21 protein-coding genes, 1 pseudogene and 1 riboswitch are annotated in these 24,567 nt (G+C 30.6%); of the genes and pseudogenes, 3 read left to right on the forward strand and 19 right to left on the reverse strand.

The genetic code is table 11. The features are described from left to right. Window positions 1-103 precede the first annotated feature (103 nt). From I6U48_RS12290 to I6U48_RS12310, 5 genes are all read right to left on the reverse strand, one after another. A complete protein-coding gene (locus I6U48_RS12290; RefSeq protein WP_218320756.1) occupies window positions 104-871 on the reverse strand; it encodes an IclR family transcriptional regulator in 768 nt (255 codons plus the stop codon). A 127-nt stretch (window positions 872-998) separates the two neighbouring features. Next, window positions 999-1,847: a PRD domain-containing protein gene (locus I6U48_RS12295; RefSeq protein ID WP_218320757.1), complete on the reverse strand. Its 849-nt coding sequence runs from the start codon at window positions 1,845-1,847 to the stop codon at window positions 999-1,001. A 20-nt stretch (window positions 1,848-1,867) separates the two neighbouring features. Further along, entirely contained in the window at window positions 1,868-3,322 is a 1,455-nt protein-coding gene (locus I6U48_RS12300) for a glycoside hydrolase family 1 protein (protein ID WP_218320758.1), read from the reverse strand. 19 nt (window positions 3,323-3,341) lie between these two features. Next, a complete protein-coding gene (locus tag I6U48_RS12305) occupies window positions 3,342-5,162 on the reverse strand; it encodes a beta-glucoside-specific PTS transporter subunit IIABC (protein ID WP_218320759.1) in 1,821 nt (606 codons plus the stop codon). A gap of 231 nt (window positions 5,163-5,393) precedes the next feature. Continuing rightward, window positions 5,394-6,269, reverse strand: a complete 876-nt coding sequence (locus I6U48_RS12310; RefSeq protein ID WP_218320760.1) for a LysR family transcriptional regulator — start codon at window positions 6,267-6,269, stop codon at window positions 5,394-5,396. Window positions 6,270-6,543: 274 nt separating this feature from the next. On the opposite strand from I6U48_RS12310, the gene pdxR reads away from it, so the two are divergent. Then, window positions 6,544-7,941 (forward strand): MocR-like pyridoxine biosynthesis transcription factor PdxR, encoded by a 1,398-nt coding sequence (gene pdxR, locus I6U48_RS12315; protein ID WP_218320761.1) that lies wholly within the window; start codon window positions 6,544-6,546, stop codon window positions 7,939-7,941. Between the two features lie 104 nt (window positions 7,942-8,045). Here pdxR and I6U48_RS12320 read toward each other — a convergent pair. The 7 genes and pseudogenes from I6U48_RS12320 to I6U48_RS12350 all read right to left on the reverse strand — a co-directional run. Next, window positions 8,046-8,609 (reverse strand): annotated as a pseudogene (locus tag I6U48_RS12320) (nitrogenase component 1); the annotation flags it as partial. Between the two features lie 290 nt (window positions 8,610-8,899). Then, the gene (locus tag I6U48_RS12325) at window positions 8,900-9,187 is read right to left on the reverse strand and encodes a hypothetical protein (protein WP_218320762.1); all 288 of its coding nucleotides are present in this window, start codon (window positions 9,185-9,187) and stop codon (window positions 8,900-8,902) included. 163 nt (window positions 9,188-9,350) lie between these two features. Continuing rightward, window positions 9,351-10,298 (reverse strand): sulfite reductase subunit C, encoded by a 948-nt coding sequence (gene asrC, locus I6U48_RS12330; RefSeq protein WP_218320781.1) that lies wholly within the window; start codon window positions 10,296-10,298, stop codon window positions 9,351-9,353. A gap of 19 nt (window positions 10,299-10,317) precedes the next feature. Then, complete coding sequence (gene asrB / locus I6U48_RS12335; RefSeq protein ID WP_218320763.1) at window positions 10,318-11,109, reverse strand: anaerobic sulfite reductase subunit AsrB; 792 nt, start codon at window positions 11,107-11,109, stop codon at window positions 10,318-10,320. Then, window positions 11,110-12,111 (reverse strand): anaerobic sulfite reductase subunit AsrA, encoded by a 1,002-nt coding sequence (gene asrA / locus I6U48_RS12340; RefSeq protein ID WP_218320764.1) that lies wholly within the window; start codon window positions 12,109-12,111, stop codon window positions 11,110-11,112. A 284-nt stretch (window positions 12,112-12,395) separates the two neighbouring features. Next, complete coding sequence (locus I6U48_RS12345) at window positions 12,396-12,806, reverse strand: hemerythrin domain-containing protein (protein ID WP_218320765.1); 411 nt, start codon at window positions 12,804-12,806, stop codon at window positions 12,396-12,398. A 141-nt stretch (window positions 12,807-12,947) separates the two neighbouring features. Continuing rightward, complete coding sequence (locus I6U48_RS12350; RefSeq protein ID WP_218320766.1) at window positions 12,948-14,324, reverse strand: aminotransferase-like domain-containing protein; 1,377 nt, start codon at window positions 14,322-14,324, stop codon at window positions 12,948-12,950. A 121-nt stretch (window positions 14,325-14,445) separates the two neighbouring features. Between I6U48_RS12350 and I6U48_RS12355 the strand changes: the two genes are divergently transcribed. Then, window positions 14,446-15,366, forward strand: a complete 921-nt coding sequence (locus I6U48_RS12355; RefSeq protein WP_218320767.1) for a carbon-nitrogen hydrolase family protein — start codon at window positions 14,446-14,448, stop codon at window positions 15,364-15,366. A gap of 243 nt (window positions 15,367-15,609) precedes the next feature. After that, window positions 15,610-16,767 (forward strand): SH3 domain-containing protein, encoded by a 1,158-nt coding sequence (locus I6U48_RS12360; RefSeq protein WP_218320768.1) that lies wholly within the window; start codon window positions 15,610-15,612, stop codon window positions 16,765-16,767. A 95-nt stretch (window positions 16,768-16,862) separates the two neighbouring features. On the opposite strand, the gene I6U48_RS12365 is transcribed toward I6U48_RS12360, so the two are convergent. The 7 genes from I6U48_RS12365 to I6U48_RS12395 form a co-directional block, all read right to left on the reverse strand. After that, window positions 16,863-18,044, reverse strand: a complete 1,182-nt coding sequence (locus tag I6U48_RS12365) for a MalY/PatB family protein (protein WP_218320769.1) — start codon at window positions 18,042-18,044, stop codon at window positions 16,863-16,865. 61 nt (window positions 18,045-18,105) lie between these two features. Beyond that, window positions 18,106-18,942, reverse strand: coding sequence for a methyl-accepting chemotaxis protein (locus I6U48_RS30095; protein ID WP_218320770.1), 837 nt, complete (start codon window positions 18,940-18,942; stop codon window positions 18,106-18,108). 233 nt (window positions 18,943-19,175) lie between these two features. Then, window positions 19,176-19,442, reverse strand: coding sequence for a metal-sensing transcriptional repressor (locus I6U48_RS12375; protein ID WP_218320771.1), 267 nt, complete (start codon window positions 19,440-19,442; stop codon window positions 19,176-19,178). 517 nt (window positions 19,443-19,959) lie between these two features. Further along, the gene (locus tag I6U48_RS12380) at window positions 19,960-20,142 is read right to left on the reverse strand and encodes a uracil-DNA glycosylase (RefSeq protein WP_218320772.1); all 183 of its coding nucleotides are present in this window, start codon (window positions 20,140-20,142) and stop codon (window positions 19,960-19,962) included. 30 nt (window positions 20,143-20,172) lie between these two features. Beyond that, complete coding sequence (locus I6U48_RS12385) at window positions 20,173-21,288, reverse strand: glucosaminidase domain-containing protein (RefSeq protein ID WP_218320773.1); 1,116 nt, start codon at window positions 21,286-21,288, stop codon at window positions 20,173-20,175. A 308-nt stretch (window positions 21,289-21,596) separates the two neighbouring features. After that, window positions 21,597-21,830, reverse strand: a complete 234-nt coding sequence (gene hfq, locus I6U48_RS12390; RefSeq protein WP_218320774.1) for an RNA chaperone Hfq — start codon at window positions 21,828-21,830, stop codon at window positions 21,597-21,599. 747 nt (window positions 21,831-22,577) lie between these two features. Next, window positions 22,578-23,984, reverse strand: coding sequence for an NAD(P)/FAD-dependent oxidoreductase (locus I6U48_RS12395; RefSeq protein WP_218320775.1), 1,407 nt, complete (start codon window positions 23,982-23,984; stop codon window positions 22,578-22,580). A 273-nt stretch (window positions 23,985-24,257) separates the two neighbouring features. Then, window positions 24,258-24,361: riboswitch (purine riboswitch) on the reverse strand. Window positions 24,362-24,567: the final 206 nt, after the last annotated feature.

The raw sequence follows: 24,567 nt of genomic DNA on the forward strand, positions 1-24,567 counted from the left end.
AAGATAAGTATATAATTTTGCCAAAATAAAAATTACTACATTTTTTTCTGTAGTAATTTAAATTATATATGTGTATTATTTTTTTAAAATTAATTTTCACTCTCTACATATAACCTAGTTTTGCTGACACTTCTTTAGATATTTTTAATAATTCTTGGACAATTTCATCTCTTACATTACCATCAATCCTTGCTGATGGCCCAGCTATGCTTAAGCAAGCAATAAGTTCGCCTTTATAATTGTATATTGGCGCAGCTATACTAGTGAGCCCAATTTCCCCTTCTTCAACAGCAATGCTATAACCCTTTTCCTTAATTAAATTTATTTCTCTACGAATTATATCTACATCAGTAATTGTGGCCTCTGTTCGTTTAAATAAATCTATATTCTTTAAAGTTGTTTCTAGTTTTTCCTCTGACATTCCTGATAAAATTAATTTTCCTGAAGCAGTGCAATGCAATGGCAGCGTCTTTCCTACTTGAGAATTCATGCCTATAGCATTGAAGCCTTCAATTTTCTCGATGCAAATACCTGCATTATTATAAGATATTGACAAATGTACACTTTCATTAAATTTATTTCTTAATGTTTCCATATAAGGTTTAGCTATTTCAACCATATTTAGGTGATGTTCAAAGACCTTTCCAAGTATAAATAGCTTTGCTCCAAGACTAAACTTTCCATTTTCATTGTTTTGCTCAATATATCCCATGTCTAGTAATGTATATATTAGATTAGAAGTTGTACTCTTTGGCATTTCTAACATTTTTGATATTTCCGTTAACTTTAGTTCTTTAACCTCACGAGAAAAGCATTCTAGTATTTTTAGCGATTTTACTACAGAGTTTATGTTTTTTCTTTCAGAAACCATAATAATTACCTTTCATCTTCATAATTTTCATATAAAATGGTACCATACAGTAACTTATTTTTCAATGTAGTAGTTAATTAGAATATTCAAAAACCCTATGCCAGTGGCCATAGGGTTTTTAAATAAATTACTCATCTGATTCACTATATCGCTGTAATCTATTTATATGGACAGCTAAATAAGTCAATTCATCCTTTGGAATTACTTCATTATACACCTTTTTTAAATACTCGCTTATTTTAAAGGCAGTTTTCATAGACTCTGGATATAAAGTTTCTATCTGGTAAAACATTTGATCGTTTTCATCCTTTAGCATTTTATTCTTAAAAAATCTTTCAGCAAAAAACTTTACATGTGTAATAAAACGTTGATAGTGAACTCCTTTTTCCTCCAAGTTTGTACCAATAGAGTATCTTACTAAATTGACAATTTCACCAATTAGTTTTGCATATCTAATACCATCACTGGAATCGTTAACTTCCGATTGAGCGTTTATTATATGAAAAGCAATATTAGCTGCCTCTTCGTCTGGAAGTGTAACATCTGCTGATTTATTTAAAAGCTCCAATGTATACATGCCAATTTTAAATTCAATTGGATAGTAATTTTTTATTTCCCAGTATACACGATTAGTTATATTAATATTTTTTTTAGCTCTCTCTACGGCAAAATGCAAATGATCCGTTAAAGTGAAATAGATGTTTACATTAAGTTTGCAATCTAATTCTCTTTCAGCCTGTGCAATAATTTTTTGAGTTATTTCAAGATATATAGGGGGAATTGATTCCAATAACTCTAAGTATTCTTTTATTTGATTATTTTCAATAGGCCTGAAAATTTGGTCCACGGCTTTTTTCTCAACAATGTCTCCAATCTTTCTATTATATCCAATACCTTTTCCAAAGCAGACAAACTCTTTCCCCTGCTCATCCATAGCTAAAATAACACTGGAATTAAGAACCTTTTTTATCTTCATACGATTTCCCCCTTATCTATCTATTCCAAAACTTCTCCATTCGTAGAAATAACATTTTTATACCAAAAGAATGAATCTTTCTTTAGTCGCTTTAAAGTACCATTTCCATCATCATCTTGATCAACATAGATAAAACCATATCTCTTACTCATTTGTGATGTAGAAACACTAATACAATCAATAGGGGCCCAGCTAGTATAACCTAATAAGTCAACTCCCATGTCTACAGCTCTCTTCATTTCAAGAATATGCTGTTTAAAATACTCTATTCTGTAATAATCATGAATAGTTCCATCCTCACAAACAACGTCTTTTGCTCCCATTCCATTTTCTACAATCATTAATGGAATAGAGTATCTATCGTATAATTCAATTAAAGATATACGAAGACCAATAGGGTCTATCTGCCAACCCCATTCTGTAGAAGGTAGATAAGGGTTTTTTACTCCCATTATAGTGTTTCCTGCAGATTTTTCCTTAGTTATATCTGCAGATTCTGTTCTCGACATATAGTAGCTAAAAGCAAGGTAATCTGAAGTATTTTCTTTCAAAATAACTTCGTCATTATCTTCCATATTAATCACTACTCCTAAATTTTTCAAGTAGTTTTTATATAGTTTAGGATATTCACCAAAAATTTGAATATCTGCATGTGCATAGTTACCAAGGTTGCTATTCAATGAAAGAAGTACATCCTCAGGATTGCAAGTATTAGGATATGTAGTTAGCTTTGTTAACATACAGCCCATCTTGCTATCTTTGATTATTTCACGACATTTTTTTGTAGCTAAGGCTGCTGCTACATATTGGTGATGTAGTGCCTGATAGACGGCATCCTTTAACTTTCCTTCAGAGCATTGATCTGGTATAATTCCAGCTGTAATAAACGGATGTCTGCCTACGCTGTCAATTTCATTAAATGTTAACCAATACTTAGCATACTTCCCAAAGGACTTAAAGCATACAGTTGAAAATCTAACAAAATAGTCTATTAACTTCCTATCAACCCAGCCATTATATTTAAGACTCAAATTTAATGGCATTTCATAATGAGAAAGGGTTACTATTGGCTCAATATTATATTTTTTAAGCTCTTTAAAAATGTTATCATAATACTTGATTCCATCATAATTAGGCTCATTTTCCTCTCCTGTAGGAAAAATTCTTGTCCAAGCAATAGATATTCTAAGAGCCTTAAATCCCATTTCAGCAAATAATGCAATATCCTCTTTATAATAATTATAGAAATCAATACCTCTTCGTTTTGGATAAAAGTTTGTGCTAGTATCCTCTACCGCTTCTCTTACAATTTGGGAAGTTATCTTATTATGGCCAGCATAATCTTCTACATTTAAATTTGGCTTGTAAATAGCTACATCTGCTACTGATATACCCTTTCCATCAACATTCCAGGCTCCTTCAACCTGATTGGCTGATACAGCTCCCCCCCATAAAAAATCTTTTTTAAAAGACATTTTAAATATCAACTCCTATCTAATTTATCTCAAATACATAATCTTTCTTGCTTACTTTTTGGTTATCTATAACGTCTATCTTGGCATCTGGACGATTTGTAATAATTATCATTGAAGTTGGATCAAATCCTTCATTAATAATATTATCTAACTCAAAAGTCATTAATAAGTCGCCTTTTTTTACTTCTTTTCCTACTGAAACTTTTGGATCAAAGTATTTACCTTTTAAATTTACTGTATCTATTCCTATGTGAAACATAATTTCAGAACCGTTCTTAGATTTCATAGCTAAGCAGTGCTTTGTTTCATAAACTAATTCAATTACACCATCTGCTGGTGCATATAATTCACCTTTAGAAGGAATTATAGCTATACCATCACCCATTACTTTGCTAGAGAACACTTGGTCCTTTACTTCAGTTAAACTAATAAGTTGTCCTTCTAATGGTGCATTGAATCGTTCTTTAACTTCTTTATCTTCTTCCACTTGCCTTAAAGATGCCTCTCTCCACAAAATCATTACTGCTATAAATGATACTATAAATGAAATTATCAATCCCACTATTGCATTTATAATATTCTTAGGAATGGTCTGTGAAATAAACATAGATAAACTAGCTATTCCTGGTCCTACAGCCACATATGCTTCGACTGCTTTTATTCCTAAATATGCTCCTCCTGAAAAAGCACCAATCATTACTCCATAGAGTACACGTTTGTGTAAGATTGTAACACCATATAATGCTGGTTCTGTAATACCAAACATTGCGGAAATACCTGCTGAAGTTGCAGTAGTTTTAAGTGTTTTATCTTTTGTACGGATAGCTACTGCAAAACATGCTCCACCTTCAGATATATTGTGTGCTAATGACGCAGCATTGTAAATTAATTCTTTTCCTGTTTGACCTAGTGCAGTAATTACATAAGGTATCATTGCCTTATGCATACCTGTAGTTACCATAAATGGAAGCACTGAAGCTAAAAGCGCTACTGCTACCCAACCAAATTTAGCAAAAATAAACATAACTACTTTAGCAAAATATTGTCCAAAGTTAAAGCCTAAAGGTCCTAGTATTAGTAATGTTGTTGGAACAACTATCAGCAAGCACATCATCGGAACAAAAAAACTACGAATTACTTTAGGACTAATTTTATTAAAGAATTTTTCTAACTGAGAATAAAGTAGTATACATAATATTGCTGGAAACACCTGATAAGCGTAATTTATATTTTGTACATGTATATTAAAGAATACTGCTCCTGTTTTACTACCTAGCATAGCAGCTAGATTAGGTGTTAGTAATGCTCCTACAGCTGCTACAGAAACTAAAGGATTAACTTTCATTTTGTTAGCTACAGTAATTGCAACCAAAATAGGTAGGAAATACAAAGGAGCATCCCCTGCAAAATTTAATATTTTATAAACATCTGTATTATTTTTTAGAATACCAAGTAAGTTTAATAACATTAGAACTGATTTTAAAACACCACCTCCAGCAATTGCAGGAATTAACGGTTGAAATACACTAATAAGAAAATCTAAAAGGACTACACTAACTTTTTTCTCACTCTTATTTTCTTCTTTATTGTTTCCTTTATTAGAAATAAGCTTTTTCATTTCATCGTAAACTTCTACAACAGAATTTCCAATTATTACTTGACATTGAGCAGTTTGATTCACACCCAATACTCCTGGAATGTTTTGGAGTTCTTTAATCTTTACTTTTTTATCATCAACAAGTGTCATTCTTAATCTTGTAGAACAGTGTTCTAAATGCTGAACATTTTCATCTCCGCCTACTGCTTTTAATATTTTTACTGCTAATTCTTTATAGTTCATTTACTTTCTCCTCCCATTAATTTAGTTGTCACAGTATTTTTCAATTCGGCCGTAATTAAAAAAAGACCCAGATAGACTAAGTTATATTAGTCTATCTAGGTCCTGCCTGCATTACCAGTCACATGCCTGATATTTAAATCTATTATAATATAAGTTCATTATACTCGAATTATGTGAAAACGTCAACATATTTTATTTCTCCACTTCTATTGACATATCTTGATTCACATCTTAACAACTTAATACATAATTTTTGAATAACTCTACTAAATTGGATTCAAATCGGCCTTTCTTGGTTATTAAACAAACTTCCCACACAAAAGAACGGTCTTTAAAAGGAATTGGATATACATTTGGATATTTAATATCGTTAGCAATAAAGTCTATACTAACTCCTGTCCCTTCATTAAGATGGCTTAATTTGTGTACAGTAATAACTTCTGAAGTAGTAAAAAATATATTTGGTTCAAACCCAGACTCTCTGCATTTATTAATGAAATTATGATGAAAATGAAATTTTTCGTTAAGAATAATTAATTTTTCGTTTTTTAGATCCCTAAAATCCACCGATTTCTTTTTCGACAACGGATTTTTCTCATTTACTAGAATGCAAGGCCATTGTTTTTTAACAATAGTAGAATAAAAATTTTTTTCATTAACAGGTCCAATAGAAAGAGCTAGGTCTACATTTTCATTCATAACAACTTCTTCACAAATTGAATCAGGATAGGTTTTTATAATTAATTCAACATTAGGGTAGGTTTCACGAAAACCTGAAATAACCTCTGGTGACAATGCATTAAAAACTCCAAAGGAAAAACATACTTTTAAAGTTCCTTCATTAGTATGGGACATTTTATTAAATTCTTCTATTATTGAATCAAACTCATAAACAATATGCTCAGATTTCTCTCTCAAATATTCTCCATATTTTGTTACTTTGATTCCCTTAGTTGTATTATGAAATAAAGGATATTGAATTTCTTCCTCTAAATTACTAATTGCCTTACTTAAACCTTGTTGAGTGATATAAATCTCTTTAGCAGCCTTTGAAAAACTTTTATGTTTACATACCTCTAAAAAATATTTTAATTGTTTGATTTCCAATTATTGTTCCCACCTTTTATACTTTTTTTACAGTTGCCTGTGAATCTCTTAATCAATAATTAAAAATTTAACATATTTCCATTGTAAAATATTTCTTATGTATATAAAAGTGCCAGATTCTACAAAAGTAATGAGGCCAGAGCGCAAAAATTTTAATATTTATTTGACATAAGGCAAAATAGTACGTTAAATTATTAGTATATGGGCTATATTCTAAATATAGGAATAGTTCTTAAAATTGGTATCAGTTCATATTAAAGGATGTGAATCTACTATGTTTGTTTTAAATGATAAAGTTAATATTCCATTATATATTCAGTTATATCAGCAATTTAGAGAAAAAATTTTAAGTGGAGATTTAAAGTCTGGCATTAAACTTCCATCTAGTCGAAAACTATCCAATGATTTAAATATAAGCAGAAATACAGTAGACCTAGCTTACAATCAACTATATTCAGAAGGATACATAATTAGCAGGCCTCGCAATGGATACTATGTAGAAAATTTAGATTTTTCCTCTATTAATATCACAAAAGAAATATCCAGCAAGAAACCTTCATCAGCTGATATTCATGATACCTTAATTCAATATGATTTTAAATACGGAAAACTAAATCCCTCTGAGCTTCCTATAGAACAATGGCGAAAACTTACGAATAAGTGTTTGAAAGACTTCACTGATGAGCTAACAATTTATAGTCCAACTTTTGGCGAACCTTCTTTAAGAGAAGAAATATTAAAATATCTTCAATATTACCGTGGTGTAAAGTGCTCACCAGAACAGATTTTTATTGGGTCTGGTGTACACTATAACTTAAGCATGATCTGTCAACTTATTAGGAATACTACAGGTACAGTTGCAATGGAGGAGCCAGGTCATCACATAACCCGTCTTACATTAGAGAATCACGGGTTTGATGTAAAACCTATTTCCCTAGATTTATCAGGCTTAAATGTTAAAGAGTTAAGTCTTACAAATGCTAAAGCTGTTTATGTTACTCCATCTCACCAATATCCTTTGGGTATTATAATGCCTATATCGAGGAGGCTTGAACTCATAGAATGGGCACTTAAAAATGATTCAGTAATTATTGAGGATGATTATAGCTGTCATCTTAGGTATAATACAAAACCAATACTATCACTCCAATCTCTTTGTAGTGATAGGGTTATATACATAGGAAGTTTTTCAAAATTTTTATTCCCTACACTCCGTTTATCCTATATGATTCTTCCTAAAGGATTGATAAATAAGTTTACTAAGATGTTTGATGGCTACCCATCCTCTGTTCCTTTTATTATTCAAAAAACCCTGGAGCTTTTTATGAAAGAAGGATATTGGGAAAGCTATCTTAGAAAAACAAACAGAATACAAAAGAAAAAACATGATACATTAGTTGAAAAGCTAAGAAAAGAATTTGGAGATAAGATTAATATTTATGGAATGAATGCAGGACTTCACCTTTTAGTACAAATAAAAGGCGCTATGCCAGAAAAGGAACTAATCGAAAGAGCATATACAGAAGGTGTAAAAGTATATCCTACTTCAAGGTATTGGAAATATCCTGAAAACCGTTTAAAAAATACTGTTGTTTTGGGCTTTGGTGGAATAGCATTAGATAAAATCGAGCCTGCTGTTAAACTCTTAAAGAAAGCATGGAGTAATAGCTGAAAATAGCCCATTACATCTCTATGTATAAGTCTATTTTCAGCGATGCTTTTATATGTAACTTAAAGCAGACGATTTTTAATTGGCTGCTTTACTCTTTTATTCTGTTATTTATATGCTTGTAAAATGTTTGCATATATGTCTTCTGCTAATCTAAGGCCTCCACTATACCCAATATAGCTTCTATCTAAAACTAATCTATGCATAACTGGTAAAGCTATGTTTAACCAAAATCCATTTAATTGATTTGCTATACCTATATCCCAGGAGCTTCCTAGAAATAACGGTTTATGACCATCATAATAATATTCTCTAAGCATTTGGGATATCTTGCCACCATCAATTTCAAAGATAACCTTGGCTGAAATGTTTTTAGATAGATGCTTGAATTCATTTATTATTAATTCTTGATATTCTTCTGGCGTATCTTCTGTAATATATTGATCCCCAGGTAAAATTCCTAGTTCATTTAATAAAAATTTACTAGTTTCATTTGCTCCTATAGGCATAACCGGATAGTGCAAATATGGAGTTCCATATTTACTTTCTAAAAGCTTTGCAGTTTTTAATCCTACCCAAGGAGATAAAACTAAATTAAACTCTTCACTAGGAATACTTTTCCATTCGCTTACTCCTTTAGATTCCGGACCGAAAAGTATGTTTACTTTTAAAACTTTTAACGTTTTAGTATACGGAAGTTCTGTATGCGCAGCGATATTTTCTACAAATTCTTTAGTGGCAAGAACATCTAAAATTTTCTTACCGTAGTTAATTAGGCCCTGATAAGCTTTCTACATTTACATAATCTATTGTGCCAACTTTATCTAGTACCAGATATACAGGTGGAAATGCTGCGCCTATCCATTTTAAGAATGGAAATAATTGAACCATAGGTTTTTGTACAGTTGAAACAATAATAATTAGATTTAAAAGTATTCATAATTAATTTACCCTTTCTAAATTATAGTTCATTTTCATTTACTGAAACAATACTATAACCCATTTGCAATAATTTAAATATAGCAATATCACTATAAGGTTTACTTATTAAAACGCTAACCAATTGGTCATTTTGTACTATATTCAATAAACCACTAAATTTTTTTACTATATTAACATCAAATTCTTCAGTTACTTTAAAACGTATTAACATATTTTTATAATCATTGTTTTTATTATGTATATTGTATATAAGCTTACCATCTTCAATTTTTACAACTTCATCTGCCAATTTATTTACCAAATTCATCTCGTGACATGCTAATACAATACAAATTTCTTCTGTTTTAAATTTTTGTATTATATCAATAAATTTTTTTTGGGATTCATTATCCTGTCCCGAAAGTGGTTCGTCTAACAGTAGAATATCAGGGTTAGTGAAAAAACGGGCACTAATGCCCGTAAAACCACTATTACCAATTAATTTTATCTTTTATTTCAACTTTATCTCCTAATTTTACATCTTTTAATGCCCATTTCTTATATTCCTGATATCCGGTTCTATCTATAATATATCCTATATGCTCCTTACCTAATGGCGCATCTTTATCAATAAACTCTTCTATAAAATCATAAGTGTTTAACACAATTTTTATTATACTTTCTTCATCTATCCATTTGGCAAAATCCTGAGCAAGCCTTGGGTCCTGCTTTCCTGTTCTTCCCATTATAACTAGCTTAAAATACTTTTCGTCACTTCTTGTCCATGCTCCCGTTGGGCATTTACCTACACATTCTCCACATCCAATACATTTATCATGATCTCTTACAATCTTAAAGTTTTCAAAGGTTAATGCTCCTGTAGCTCTCTTTTTACAGTTCTTAACACAAGCTTGACACCCTATACATCTGTAGCTATCATATTGCGGTTCAGTCATTCCTATAACTCCAAAGTCCTGCATTCTAGCTTTTATACAGTCATTAGGACATCCGGTAAAAGCAATTTTTACATGACGATCATTAGGGAAAATTGCTTTTTCCATCTTTTTAGCAAAAGCGGCAGTATTATAGTTAGCAAAAGGGCAGACATTATTTCCTATACAAGCAGATACATTTCTTGTACCTGATGCAGGATATCCTGTATTTGCATCTACTTGATTTATTTCTAAACCTTCTATCACAGGTTGAATTAATTCATTTATCTTAGGAATATTTTTCATATCTATTCCAGGTATCTCAAACCCTTGTCTAATAGTTATATGAACAGTTCCATTACCGTATTCATCAGCAATTTTTTGTATTATTTCAAAATACTTTGCTTTCATATGACCGCCTGGAACTCTTACCCTTAATGCAGTTTTTCCTCTTTCCTTTGTTACTCTATATGCATTCTTTTTCAGAGCCTTTGTATTTATATCTATAGACATACTTCTCCCCCCTTTAATCTACTAAGGTCTTAGCCTTAGTATAATTGAATACTGGACCTTCTAGGCAAATATAAGTGTCATCCATCTTACAGTGTCCACACTTACCAAGTCCGCAGCACATTTTTCTTTCATAAGAAACCCAAATGTTTTCTTCCTTAATTCCTCTTTTGATGAACTCAGCTACAGTAAACTTCATCATTATTGGAGGCCCAACAACAACTACCTGTGCTTCCTCTATATTTTCAATCGCCAAATCTTTAACATAATTTGTAATTAGTCCAACATTACCATCATATCCTTCATCAGCTTTATCTACTGTCAATGTAATATCTAAATTCTCGCTCCACTCTTTAATATCTTCTTTAAATAATATATCCTCTGGTGACTTAAATCCAACTAGAAGTTTAAAGTTCTTAACTTCATTTCTATTAGCTGAAAAATAATCTACAATTCCCTTAACGGGAGCGAGTCCCGTACCACCTGCAGCCACAATAACCTCTTTTCCCTTGTATATATCCACATCAAAACCATTTCCATAAGGTCCTCTCATGAAAAGCTTGTCTCCTGGAAAGAAGGTATGAATAACATCTGTAACTACTCCTACACGTCTGATAGTTAAATCTATATATCCATCTCCTATTTCACAAACAGATATTGGAGCTTCTCCATATTTAGGTATAGAAACCTCAAAAAATTGTCCAGGTTTTACTTCGGAAGTATTCTCCATTCTAAAAGTATAATCAATATCTGTATGAGAAGTAATACTAATTATCTTACTAGCCTTTGGCAAATAAATATTTTCCATTTACTTCACCTCTTCCATTGCTTTGTTCAATTTATTTACACAGTTTGAAAACGATATATATTCTGGGCAAGCATCATCACATCTTCCACAGCCTACGCACATATGATAGCCAAATCTCTTTTTAAAGTCATAAATCTTATGCATAACCTTAAATCTCATTCTCTCGCCTTTATCTTTTCTGAAACTATGTCCACCAGCCATATCCGTAAATCCATCTACTTGACAAGAAGCCCAAACTCTTCTTCTTTCCCCTACATTCTTATTATCCTTATAGAATATATCCTGCATTGTAAAGCAAGCACAAGTTCCACAGACAGTGTTACATCTTCCACAGGCTATACATCTTTGTGAGTACTCTTTCCACCCACTCCAGTTAAATACTCTTCCGTCTAAATTTTCAGGGACCTTCACTTCTATATCATTAGTTTCTATAAATTTAGGATTTACTTCAGCCTCATTACAAGCTTCAAAGTATGGTCTAAAACCTTCATCCTTACATTCAACAAAAACCTGTCCATCTTTTACTTTTACGAATAAATCATATTCTTCTGTTCTATTACTTCCCATGCTTACACAGAAACAATTTTCAAAACTATTTCCACATTCCATAAGCACAAATTTAACGTTCTCTCTTAATTTCTTATAATATGGGTCCTCTGGGCCATTATTTAGGTAGATTTGATCTAACCTCTTAACAGCATGTATATCACAGCTTCTTAGGAATATTAAAGACTTCTTATCTTCTACTTTAGGTTCCGTTACACTATCCTCTGTAAAATAAAATAATGTTTGAGTTATTGGAAGTATAATCTCCTTTGGTGAGAAATTAGATTTTTTATCAAAAACTATTTCCTCTATATCGTTAATCTGCGAGTATCTTACTGCATCCGTATCAGAGAAAGTGCCCTTTCCTTTTAATAATACTGGAGCATAAATTTTATACTCTTTCTTTATTAAGTCTAAAACATTATTAAAGTTTTCCTTGTTCAACTTATATCCCATTTTAAACCTCCTTATACAATTTCCTATTTATTTTTATTAAATGTATTTTTTATTTGTATCACTTGATAAACATATCACAATTTTTAAGATAACAATGTGATATTCATCACATTGCTTGACTTAAATACCAATTTTGTCCTTAGTTAATTATTTAACTTGAGTCTTCAGAAAAAATACTTTTTTCCTAGTTATTAGATACAGTCTATCACAGTATACTTTTTTATTCCGTGATGTATATCACACTTCATAAATTATATGTCTAAGGTACGGGTTTATAAATGCTTCTATCTATCTAGCAATGGATATAATTCCTTTTCTTCTCTATTTATTCTATTTGATAAAACTCTAAAAATCACTTCTGTATCTTTAGTAAATTTCTCAATATTCTGTTTAATTTTACTAGCTGTATTATATTTAAACTTATAGTCTTCATATGTTTTAGAAACTTCCTTCATTTCTTCGCTATATTTTTTACCAAAAGCATTTAATGCCAAATCTGAACTGCTTAAAAGATTAGGATACAGATATTTATCTTCATTTAGCAAATGTATTTTGAGTTTACCAGCGATAATATTTATACTTTTAACCATTTCATTCAAATTTTGTTCTATAGTACGGCTCTTTATATTCTTCAATATGTAATTGGCTAAATCCATTACTTCATTGTGTTGTCTTTGTAAATTTATAACATTCATAATCATTATCTCCTTTTATTTCTTTATTTTCTATCATCATAATATCACAGAAAATATTAGATTTCTGTATCCTATGATACGGATGTTAATAATTTAGTATGTAAACTCAAAATTTTCCCTATATATCCCAATGACTTAAATTCATATTTGGGGATATATATCAAAGCTCTCATTATCATCAGTTAAATACTTATATATAGTATCTAGTACTATAGGAATACCTTTTTTAATCTTTTCTTCATTTGTTTTGCTTATACTAATTCTAAAATAGTTATCAGTTTTGTATTCTCTTAAAAGACAAGTTCTTGTGTCTAACAATTGTATATTTTGACTAGATAATGTACTTATTATCTTGTCATATTTAAGCTTGTTATCTACATAAATACAAGCAAAATATCCAGACTTAGGGACATTCCATTTTATTTTAGCATGTTTAAATGACGAAATAGTATTCTTTAAGCAGCTCATTCTATCAATATATAGTTTGCTTATGTTTTTCCTGTGCTTGTCGAACATTCCACTTTTTAAATAAATCTCCAAAGCACCTTGGGACAAAATTGGACTGTTCATATCTGACCACTTTTTATAATCTAAAAAGGTGTTTATAAGAATTTTAGGCATAACTAAAGCAGCTATTCTAAGTCCGGGCATCAGTATTTTTGAATAACTCTTCAAATATATGACTTTTGAAGAAATATCATAAGCGTACATTGGATCATATTTTTTGTCCGTATCCAAATCAGCCATTATATCATCTTCTACAATATAAACATTATATTTTTCTGCCATTTTCACAATGGCTTCCCTTTCACTTTTACTATAGGAGTTACCTGTTGGATTGTGGAATCTTGGTATAGTATAAAAAAACTTGATGTTACTATACTTAAACAACTTTTCCAATTCGTTTAAATCTATACCATTCAATCCTCTCTCTATTCCAATAGCAGGAATGTTATTCAATTTTAACGATTTAATAATTCCAAAATATGTGGGCTGCTCTATTAATACATTTTCATTTCCATTAGGAAAAGGCATAATAGACAATAAATTTAATGCCTGTTGAGAACCTGTGGTAATTATAATATTTTCAGCTTTTGTGAATATTTGATACTCTTTAAGTTGATTCTCTAGCACCTTTATCAAAGAATTCAATCCTTTTGGATCACAATAAGAAAAAAGAGTTTCCTTGTATATTTGAATAGCGTTATTTAAACAATGTTGAAAATCTTTATATGGAAGACTATCCATGTCCGGAACTCCAGAAGAAAAATCAATCAAAGTATTTTCAATATCATTTTTCCTCGACATTGTATTATCTACAATATAATATCCACTTTTAGTTTTTGAGAATACAATGTGTTCCTTTTCCAATTCATTATAAGCTGTTAGAGCTGTTCCGATGCTGCATTCGAATTTCTCGGAAATTTCTCTTAATGAAGGTAGTTTTTCTTTTGGAGATAAATTTCCGTTTAAAATTTGCTTTTTAATATATTCACTAATCAATTGATATTTAAGCAATTAAACACGCCTCCCTAGAAATTTGTACTATAACAGATCGAACTTTTATTCATTGATATTGCAATTATACTATAATACAATCGAAATATGAATTATACAAAAACGAAAGGATGTAGAAAAAATGGAGAAAAAATTAAAAATTTCTGTTATTCAAGATGCTCCAGTTTTATTTGATTTAGAAAAAACTATGGATAAAACTATAGAACTTACAAGAAAAGCAGCAGCAAACGGATCAAAACTGATTGTTTTTCCTGAAAGTTTTATACCTTGTTATCCAAGAGGACTTACTTTCGGTATGTTAATAGGAAGCCGAACTAAGGAAGGAAGAGAAGATTATCAAAGGTATTATGACAATTCAGTTGCAGTACCCGGCCCAGAGGTAGATAGATTAGCGGAACTTACTAAGGAGTTAGGTGTCTATTTATCCATAGGAATTACCGAGAAAAATGGTTATGGCCTTGATGGTTCACTACACTGCTGCAATTTATTTTTTGGCCCCGAAGGATACTTAGGAAGACATAGAAAATTGAAACCAACCGCTGCTGAAAGAGTTATATGGGGTGAAGATGACGGCTCAACAATTACTGTAGTGGATACTCCTTATGGAAAGATGGGCTCACTAATATGCTGGGAAAATTATATGCCCCTTGCAAGAATGGCGTTATATATGAAAGGTGTAAATCTATATATAGTACCAACTGCTGATCAAAGAGAAGTATATCAAGCTACACTGAAGCATATTGCCTTTGAAGGAAGATGTTTTGTAATAATGAGCAATCAATATGTTGAAAAATCAATGTACCCAACTGATTTGAAATATTATAAGGATCTTGAAAGCCAACCTGAAGTTATGTGCAGAGGGGGCAGCTGCATAATCGACCCTTATGGAGAGTATGTAGCAGGTCCATTATTTGATCAAGCAGGTATTTTAACAGCTGAAATTGACCTGGATCAAATTATACAGTCAAAGTTTGATTGGGATCCTGTTGGCCATTATAATCGACCAGAAATTTTAAAATTTGAAATAAATGAAAATAAATAAATTGTATTTTTAGACATCACGTCCGAAAGTTGATTTACACTCCGGGATATGTTGCCAGAATTAGAGGCACACACAAAAGTTTTTAATTTACAAAAAACATATGGGTTTGTGACCAATCTGAATGTGGAATAATATAACATATTATTCCACATTTTGATGATTGCTGATATAAGATTATCTTATTATAATTTCATTATATTACAATGTGTAACGTATCCAAAACATTTTTGAAGGGGTGGAAAAATGAAAAAAAATTTGACAGGAATTTTCGCTGCATTAATTGCAATAACTTCAGTAATAACTATACCTATCTACAAAGCTAATGCAGCTGTACAAACTCCAATCACTAGAAGCCAGGTTGAAAAAAGATCAGTAAGCATGATGGATTTAACTTGGACATACTCTTCTGATAAAAATAGTAATATATCTTCTAAATATTCATTAAATGTCACTCTTCCAAAGCAGTTTCAAGGCGTAACAACTGCTCAGTTTACAGGCATACCTTATGACTGGGGTGGTATTGATGGAATTGATACTAACTCTTACAACACCCCATGGACAGGCTTCCTTGACGCAGTTAGCAAAGGTGCTTTTACAGGAAATGTAAGTTCTCAATCAGGACTAGGATATATACCCGGAACTGCTGGAATGGATTGTTCAGGCTTTGTACAAGCTGCTTTTAATATTGTAGATTATAAACAGTCATCAACTACCTTACTCAACAACTATTTTACTAAAATTGATCTTAATAGCTTACAACATATGGATATCTTAGACAAGCCAGGCAATCATGTAGTTATCTTCGATAAATGGGGAACTCTAAATGGTATAAATGGTGCCTTTACTTACGAATCAACACCAGATCAAACCTATGGCGGTATTCAGGGTACTAAAAGATACTTTATAAGTATAAACACAATTAACAGTGGATACATACCTGCACGATATATAAATATAGTTGATGATACAACAACTATATCATCTGCTCCTAATTTTAAGATTGGAGGATATGCTAAAGTCTCCAATGTAACAAGTTGTGCAAACTTGAGATCAAATTCTGGAACAAATTATACTATTTTAAATACTATTCCAAAGGGAACCATTCTGAATTTAAATAATTATTCAAATGGATGTTATCAAGTTGCCTATAATGGACAAACAGGTTGGATTGGAGAAAATACCCTTGGATCAATACCATCTAATCAGTATGTAACAGTTACTGGCGCTTACCAACTAAATATAAGAATCAATTCATACTCTACAGCACAAATAATTGGAATCCTTTCACAGGGCCAATATGCACAAAAGCTTGATCAAACTCCAGATGGAAGCTGGTATAAAATCAGTATAAATGGAATTCAAGGCTGGTCTTCTAGCAAATATTTAACCTATATTCAATAATAAATAAAGACTGTAGGAAGTTTACTTTATATAATACTCCCACAGTCTTTTCAACTTAATATATTGATGTTTTAAAACGGCATTTATATTTATCTTTAAATTATAGACTTAATTGCGTTCTTCATATTATTTAAAGCTTTTTCCAACATAGCTCTTGGACATGCAATATTGACACGTTCAAATCCCGCACCAGATGCTCCAAAAATATAGCCTTCATCTAAAAAGATCCTCGCCTTTTCTTTCATAAGCTTTTCAAGTTCGCTATTAGTAAGACCAAGCGCCTTGCAGTCAAGCCAAACTAAATACGTACCTTCTGTTTCTATTACTTTAACTTGAGGCAATTCCTTTGCCATGAAACTCTTTAGATAGTTTAAGTTTCCCTCAAGATACTCTAACAACTCATCTAACCAAAGCTCTCCTTCATTATATGCAGCTTCACAGGCAGCATATGCAAAGTGGTTAAGTGAGAAAAATCCTGTTCTCTCATTAGCATTATCAAATTGAGCTTTTAGTTTAGAATTTGGAATAATGACATTTGAACACTGAAGTCCTGCTAGGTTAAAAGTCTTTGAAGGAGCAGTCAAAATTAAACTATTGTCTTGAAATTCCTGTGATAATGTTGCAAAAACTTTGTGTTTATATGGCTTAAACACAAAATCAAAGTGAATCTCATCAGAAATAACGAGCACACCTGCTTTTAAACAAATTTCCCCCACCCTATTAAGCTCTTCTTCAGTCCAAACTCTTCCTACAGGATTATGTGGATTGCAGAATAAAAGAATCTTTACAAGGGGATCTTTTACCTTTTCTTCAAGATCATCAAAGTCAATAGTATAATTACCGCCTTTATATATCAATGCATTATTAACAACTTGACAACCATTGTTAGTTATAGCTTTGCCAAAAGGATAATAAACAGGTTGTTGTATTATTACCTTGTCGCCTGGATGAGTAAATGCTCTTATTGCAGTATTAAACGCAGGAACTACACCTGTTGAAAGTGATATCCACTCCTTTTTTATTTTCCAATTATGTCTTCTCTCCATCCATCCTATAACAGCTTCATAATAGCTTTCCGTTGGAATAGTATAGCCGTAGGCCGCAAAGTCAGCTACTTTTTTGATGGCTGTTACAATTTCAGGCGCCACCTTAAACTCCATATCTGCAACAGAAAGAGGTATTATGTCTTCACCTGCAACTCCCATTTCCTGAGTTATAGAATCCCATTTAGCTGCCCCCACGTTTCTTCTGCTGAAAATTGTATTAAAATCGTACATATAATATCACTCCTCTCAATATCTAGTATTCATACTTGTCTACTAATTAAAATCTAAAATTCTAAATTTTTTTAGCTAGTTCTTTTAATATTTCAGCGGTTGTATCTAGTTCTTCAATAGATGAAGTTATTTCCGATATTGCATTACTTACTATCTGAAAATTTGAATTTGATTTATTTATGCTGTTCGTAACAAGTTCCATAGAACCACTAATCTCTTTTATTACAGAATCAATTTTTTTAACTGACTCACTACTTGATTTAGACAATTTTCTTATTTCTTGCGCAACTACGCTAAAGCCTTTTCCATTATCTCCTGCTCTAGAAGCCTCAATCGCTGCATTTAATCCCAAAAGATTTGTCTGACTTGAAATACTTTGAATGAAATTTAAGATTTCATTAGTATCTTTAGTGCTCTTATTAGCTTCATTCATTGCAATAGAAGTGTCTGAATTTAAATTAACTATTTTTTTAATCTCTTGAGAAATATTGCTGCTTGCCAAAGATATTTGATTAAGAGAAGTTGACACATTTTCAGAAAGAGTTAATACTTCATTCATCTTTTCAATACTCTTCGCTGCTAATAAGAGGCCAATTACCTTGTTATTGTCGTCTTTAATTGGAATTGAATATGACTTAAAAGGCACTCCGAACATTTCTTTAGGAACAATATCTATTACTGGTTTTCCAGTTTTTAACACTTCAGCTGGAGGACCCACTTTCGGTATAAGATCTCCTTCTTCATATTTTAAAATTGTTTTATCACTATGAAGAATCTTCAAAATTCTTTCTGTATCCGTAATATAAATAGTTACATCGTGATCAAAAAGTATATCTATATATTGTAGTGAAGCATTTAAAGAATCAAATATTGTATTTTCAACTATTGGCGATAACATGTAATCCACCTCCAAGTAATCTATTATAAATATAATTAATCTTATCTATTTTTATTCGTCATAATAATAGAAAATCCTTTATCGAAAATTGACTTTTACCCGTTAGATTACATTTATGCTGTCTAAACTAATAAAAATCCACCTAGAAATGCAATCTAGGTGGACACTTTCTTCTTATTTATCCTGGTCACAGAGTATAACCTACTCATTTATATTTTAAAATTAAATTCTAATTAATCCTTTAATAATTTTGAGAGTAAACCTATTATCTCGTCTACTTTCTCATCACCATTATCACTAAGAAAAGCATCTTTTACACAATGATTAAGATGCTGCTTTAATATTAGCAAGTTAGCTTTTTTCAATAATGACTGAGCTGCTACCATCTGATTGGATATATCAATACAGTACCTTCCTTCCTCAATCATCTTTATTATACCTTCTATTTGGCCTTTTGAGGTTTTTAAAGCTTGTATTGCCTTTCTTTTTTCTTCGTTCATATTCCACCTCCTCCCCCTCTCCCAGGGGGTGCATCTAAATTATAAATCATTCTTTAATTTATTTCAATAGTATAAGTTAGAAAATTCCAATAGTCAAATATATTTGACTTACAAAATTCATTGAGAAATTTTATCCGATACAGTTGCACTCTCAGTTGGATATAATGCCGAAAATTCACTTTATGAAGAGTTAAAATTTGAACTTAGAGATTTACATCTACTAGGCAATGCTAGAAAGGTTTTAAATATAATGTATGCAATTTGGGATGCTTATCAGGCATATATTACCAAATCCGAAAGCACATATAAAAACTTTTTTATCATTCTTAGCGAAGTATCTTAGAAAATCTTAGAGACTTTTTACGACCAACTTACCAATGGTAATTGATAAGTTAGTCCGTCTTGAGGTACGAGTTTATAAAAATTTCTTAGATTTTCAAAATACTGAACTTGTTTATTTAAATAGATTTGATCGGGTTACTGTAGAACAGATTGCATAAGTGTAACAGCTCCACTTTTATACTTTCTTTTGCTGTTTTTCTTCATATTTGTCACACTCAGCACCTATGGATTGATAAACAATAACAGATGGAAGCTGTTTTGATTTCACTGAGAACAACTTACATCCATATGGAAAAGATACATCCCATGTTACATAAAAGTATATACACTTTCTACAATCTAGTCTTTTTATACTCATTTGTTTCTTCACTTTCCTTTAATATCTATATTAATTTACACAATCATTTAGTTCCTTAAATATGGATTTTACACCATCTCCCCAATTTTTGTCCTCAGCATATTTTTTACCTATACATAAGAATGGGTCTTCATCTTTGGAAATATCTTGTGATAAATTAATTACAGTTCTAGCTGCTATACTAGAAGAATCTCTGATGTTGGTGTTATATTCTTTCCAACTGTGATATACATTAAATGGGTTATTGGCTATTTTAAACGCATTTTCATTATCGCTAGGTACAAAGCTTTGTTCTTGTCCCGTTATTGAAAAGAGCACAACAGGATTTAAATTAAATTCTTTTGCTACAGAAATAATAGTGGAAAAATACGGTTCCTTGGATAAAAGGGATTTATGATTGCCCAAAAAAATTTTTAACTTTTTCTCATTCACCGGTTTATATCTCATATATTCAGGCAGATGAGCATTGGTATATTTAATTGAATTTGAAGTACTTTTATCAACTTGCAAAATATAACTTTCTTCTTTAATACTAGCTTTATCTACATTAATGTAAAAATTTCTATTTAATGCATATAAAGGTATAGCAAATATACATATAACTGTCACTGCCAAATGCCTACTAAGTTTAAACTTACCTAACCAAGTAAGGAAACCAGCTTTAATTATACTAACATTTATATTCTCTTGGCATCCTTTAACTATATTAATATTACTATTTTTAACTTCTAACACTTCAGCTGCTTCTTTATTTTTAATATTATCGATCTCTAAATATGAATCAAGTTCTTCTACTTTAATATTGACTTCTATATGCGAGTTAACCCAACCTGTTAGCTGATCTCTAAAATTTTTTCTTAAATTTTCATCAACTAAGCAAGTGCTAAAAATATCATAAAGAGTAATTAAACTTTTACTATTTCCAAGGGTGTTCTTTAAAGTAGCAATTTTAATTGGTGATTTGAAATCTTCTGGTAGACCGTCTAATTTAACATATATAATCTTGTGAATTGTATCCGAAAGTATTTGAGCATTTTTTACAGTTGTATTGTCTGGATATTTATTCCTTATATAATTTTTAAGCTTTATTATATCATTATTGTCCAAAATCTTTATGTTCTTTAAATGTTCTGTAATATTCTCCATAAATTTCACTACCCATTAAACATTTTACATAAATAAACAGTTTAAGTTATATATCGTCTTTTAGGTAAAAAACTTTAGGATTGTAAAGGTAATTTTTAATAAGCTATATCTTCTAAAATCTCTATATAATATATAAAAAAAGGAGATACAAAATTGATTGTACCTCTTTAAAGTATTGGGCATTAAATTGTATAGGAAAGTAAAAAACTTAGTATGAATTTATTTGTGCTTCTTTATCTAGTAATGACATTCTTTAAAGAAAGAAAATATTATTGTAAATACTTTTATACAATTATTATTATAACTCTCTACTGTTTACTAACTACTAGTGGTTTTGCAGTTGTAATCGTAGAAATGGCATGTTTATATACCACCATTTGCTTACCTTCAGAATCTAGTATTACTGTAAAATTGTCAAACCCTTTAACATATCCTTTGAGCGGAAACCCATTTGCTAAATGTATTGTGACCGATACTTTATCCTTTCTAGCTGCATTTAGAAATATTTCTTGTAAATTTACTTGTTTTGTTTGTTGATCCATTCTCATTATCCTCCATGTATTATATATTTACATAATTATACTATATAATTAACATTAATTTCTTGAATTTTACTTAAATAATTAAATACAGTTCGATAAAAAAAATAGGTACAAAATCAATTGTACCTTTCAAAGGGGATATTATTGGAGAATTTAAAATAACTTTAAAATCTATATCAAAAGGAAATAATTATTCTCTATCTTTTATTAATTAATAAATATTTTCTTTTGATACTTATTATTATATACTTTTTTTACTTTATTTCAATAATTATCTTTCGACATTTAAAATATGTTAACTTTTTATTTTAAAAATATTCACAATATTCTAATTGATTTTTGGTAAACCTCATGCTATAATAAATACAAGAGTAAGACAAGCTTACATCTAATTTAAACAGAAAGAAGGTGAATTGAATTCAAATAGAATTTACTTAACCACCAATTAGTGTCATTTAACTGATTGGTGGTTTTAATTTTTTGTTACTATTGTGTATAGCATTATACTAAATCTTTATATCTTAAAGCTGTATTATTGAATAAGTCACCAGTTAAAACATGTTTTTCTTCTACATTTTTTAAAATAGAAGTTGCGAATGGAATAAATTTTTTTTATCAAAAGGATTATCAGTATAATCAACATGTAATTTATTTGTAATTGAAATAATTAAATTTTCACATTTTTCAACATTGGGTTTAGATTCATTCATAACTACATCCTTTATAAATTCATGTATTCTAAAAGAATCATTTTTCTTCAGTAATAATCTGTCCCATAAACACTCCCATAACAGATGCCATCATTAATCCTCTTGTCCATCCGCTTGAATCTCCTAGACAGTGAATTCCTTTTATATTTGTCTCAAATCTTTGGTCTATATTTATTTTGTTGCTGTAAAACTTTATTTCTGGTCCATATAATAATGTTTCTCTACTTGCAAATCCTGGTACCACAGTATTCATAGCGTCAATAAAGTTTAAAATATTCATCATTGGTCTATATGGAATCGCAGAAGTAATATCTCCTGCAATGGCATCTGGTAGAGTAGGAGTTACATTTGACTGATCTAATTCTTTTTGCCATGTCCTTTTTCCATCTAATATATCTCCATATCGTTGAACTAGTATTTTTCCATTTCCAAGCATGTTAACTAATCCTGCAACCTGCTTTCCATATTCTATCGGTTGATTAAATGGCTCTGCAAAATTATGAGAACTTAATATTGCTAAATTAGTATTATTAGATTTCTTTTCTTTATATGAATGTCCGTTCACTATTGCTAAATTGTTATCATAGTTTTCTTGACTTACAAAACCTCCTGGATTCTGGCAAAAAGTTCTAACTTTATCCCTAAAAGGTGCCGGATATCCTATAAGTTTTGACTCATAAAGAACATTATTTACCTTTTCCATAACTTCGTTTCTAATTTCAACTCTTACTCCAATATCTACGGTTCCCGCTGCGTGATTAATATTATGCTTTACGCACATATCTTTAAGCCAGTCTGCTCCTTTTCTTCCTGCAGCTAAAATTACTTTATTACTATTTATAATTTCCTCATTATTCTTAGTCTTCGAATCTGCTGTCTTTATGCCTTTTATCTCTTCATTATCTATAATTAAATCTTTCACCACTGTATCAAATTTAATATCCACATTATGATCTAAAAGATAATTTTGTATTTTTAAATATATTTCCTGAGCTTTTTCCGTTCCTAAATGTCTTATAGGGCAATCTACTAGTTTAAGTCCTGCTTCTATTGCCTTTCTTCTTATTTCTTTAACCTCTTCATTCTTCTCTATTCCCTCTATTTTAGTATCTGCTCCAAATTCAAGATAAATTTTATCTGTATAATCAATATACTCCTGAGCTTTGCTTCCTCCAATCAAATTAGGTAATTCTCCGCCTACTTCATAACTCAAAGATAATTTACCATCTGAGAATGCACCCGCTCCTGAAAATCCTGTTGTAATGTGGCAATACGGCTTACATGAAACACATTCTTTAGTCTTTTCTTTTGGACAATATCGTTTATCTATACTTCTTCCTTGTTCAATTATTAAAATCTTTTTATCACATTTTTGTCTTACTAATTCTAAAGCTGTAAAAATTCCTGCTGGACCTGCTCCTACTATTATTACATCATAAAACATAACGTTCATCTCCCCGATCTTTTTATTATTTTTCCCTTTAGCAAGCTATTTACACTATATGTTTTATGTAGACATAAAGTTCCTTAAATAAGTCTTCATTTGAAAAATTCGTTAGCCAAACTCTATAATTACATTCATCTATTAAATGCAAAAGCATTATTCGTACCATTACGAACAATCATATTTACTGCAATTATTTTAAATTTGATTTTTCAATACTAAAATTATAGAAATTTTCAAGGTAAGTCTACATAAAAAACAGATATTGTATAACTGTAGCCACACAGCACTTATAGCCTACAACTATTTAGGGTAGCTCGGTAGAGACATCTGACCCATATTGTCAGATTTATATAAGTGAACGTTTTAAATTGTTTTATTATTAAAGTTCTTATCACAACGAAAATTTTAACTTAAATGAACTTAAAAATCAAGAGTTTTTTTAAATTTTATAGATAACCACCCAGACACTTAACTTATAAAAAATATTTATTGGTAGCAGTTAACACAAGTTAAATATCTTTTAGAGGACAGAGGACAATTGACATAGGACAGTGAAGGAGGAAAACTCACCTTCACTGTC

Source organism: Clostridium thailandense (assembly GCF_019207025.1).
GTDB lineage: Bacteria > Bacillota > Clostridia > Clostridiales > Clostridiaceae > Clostridium_AM > Clostridium_AM thailandense.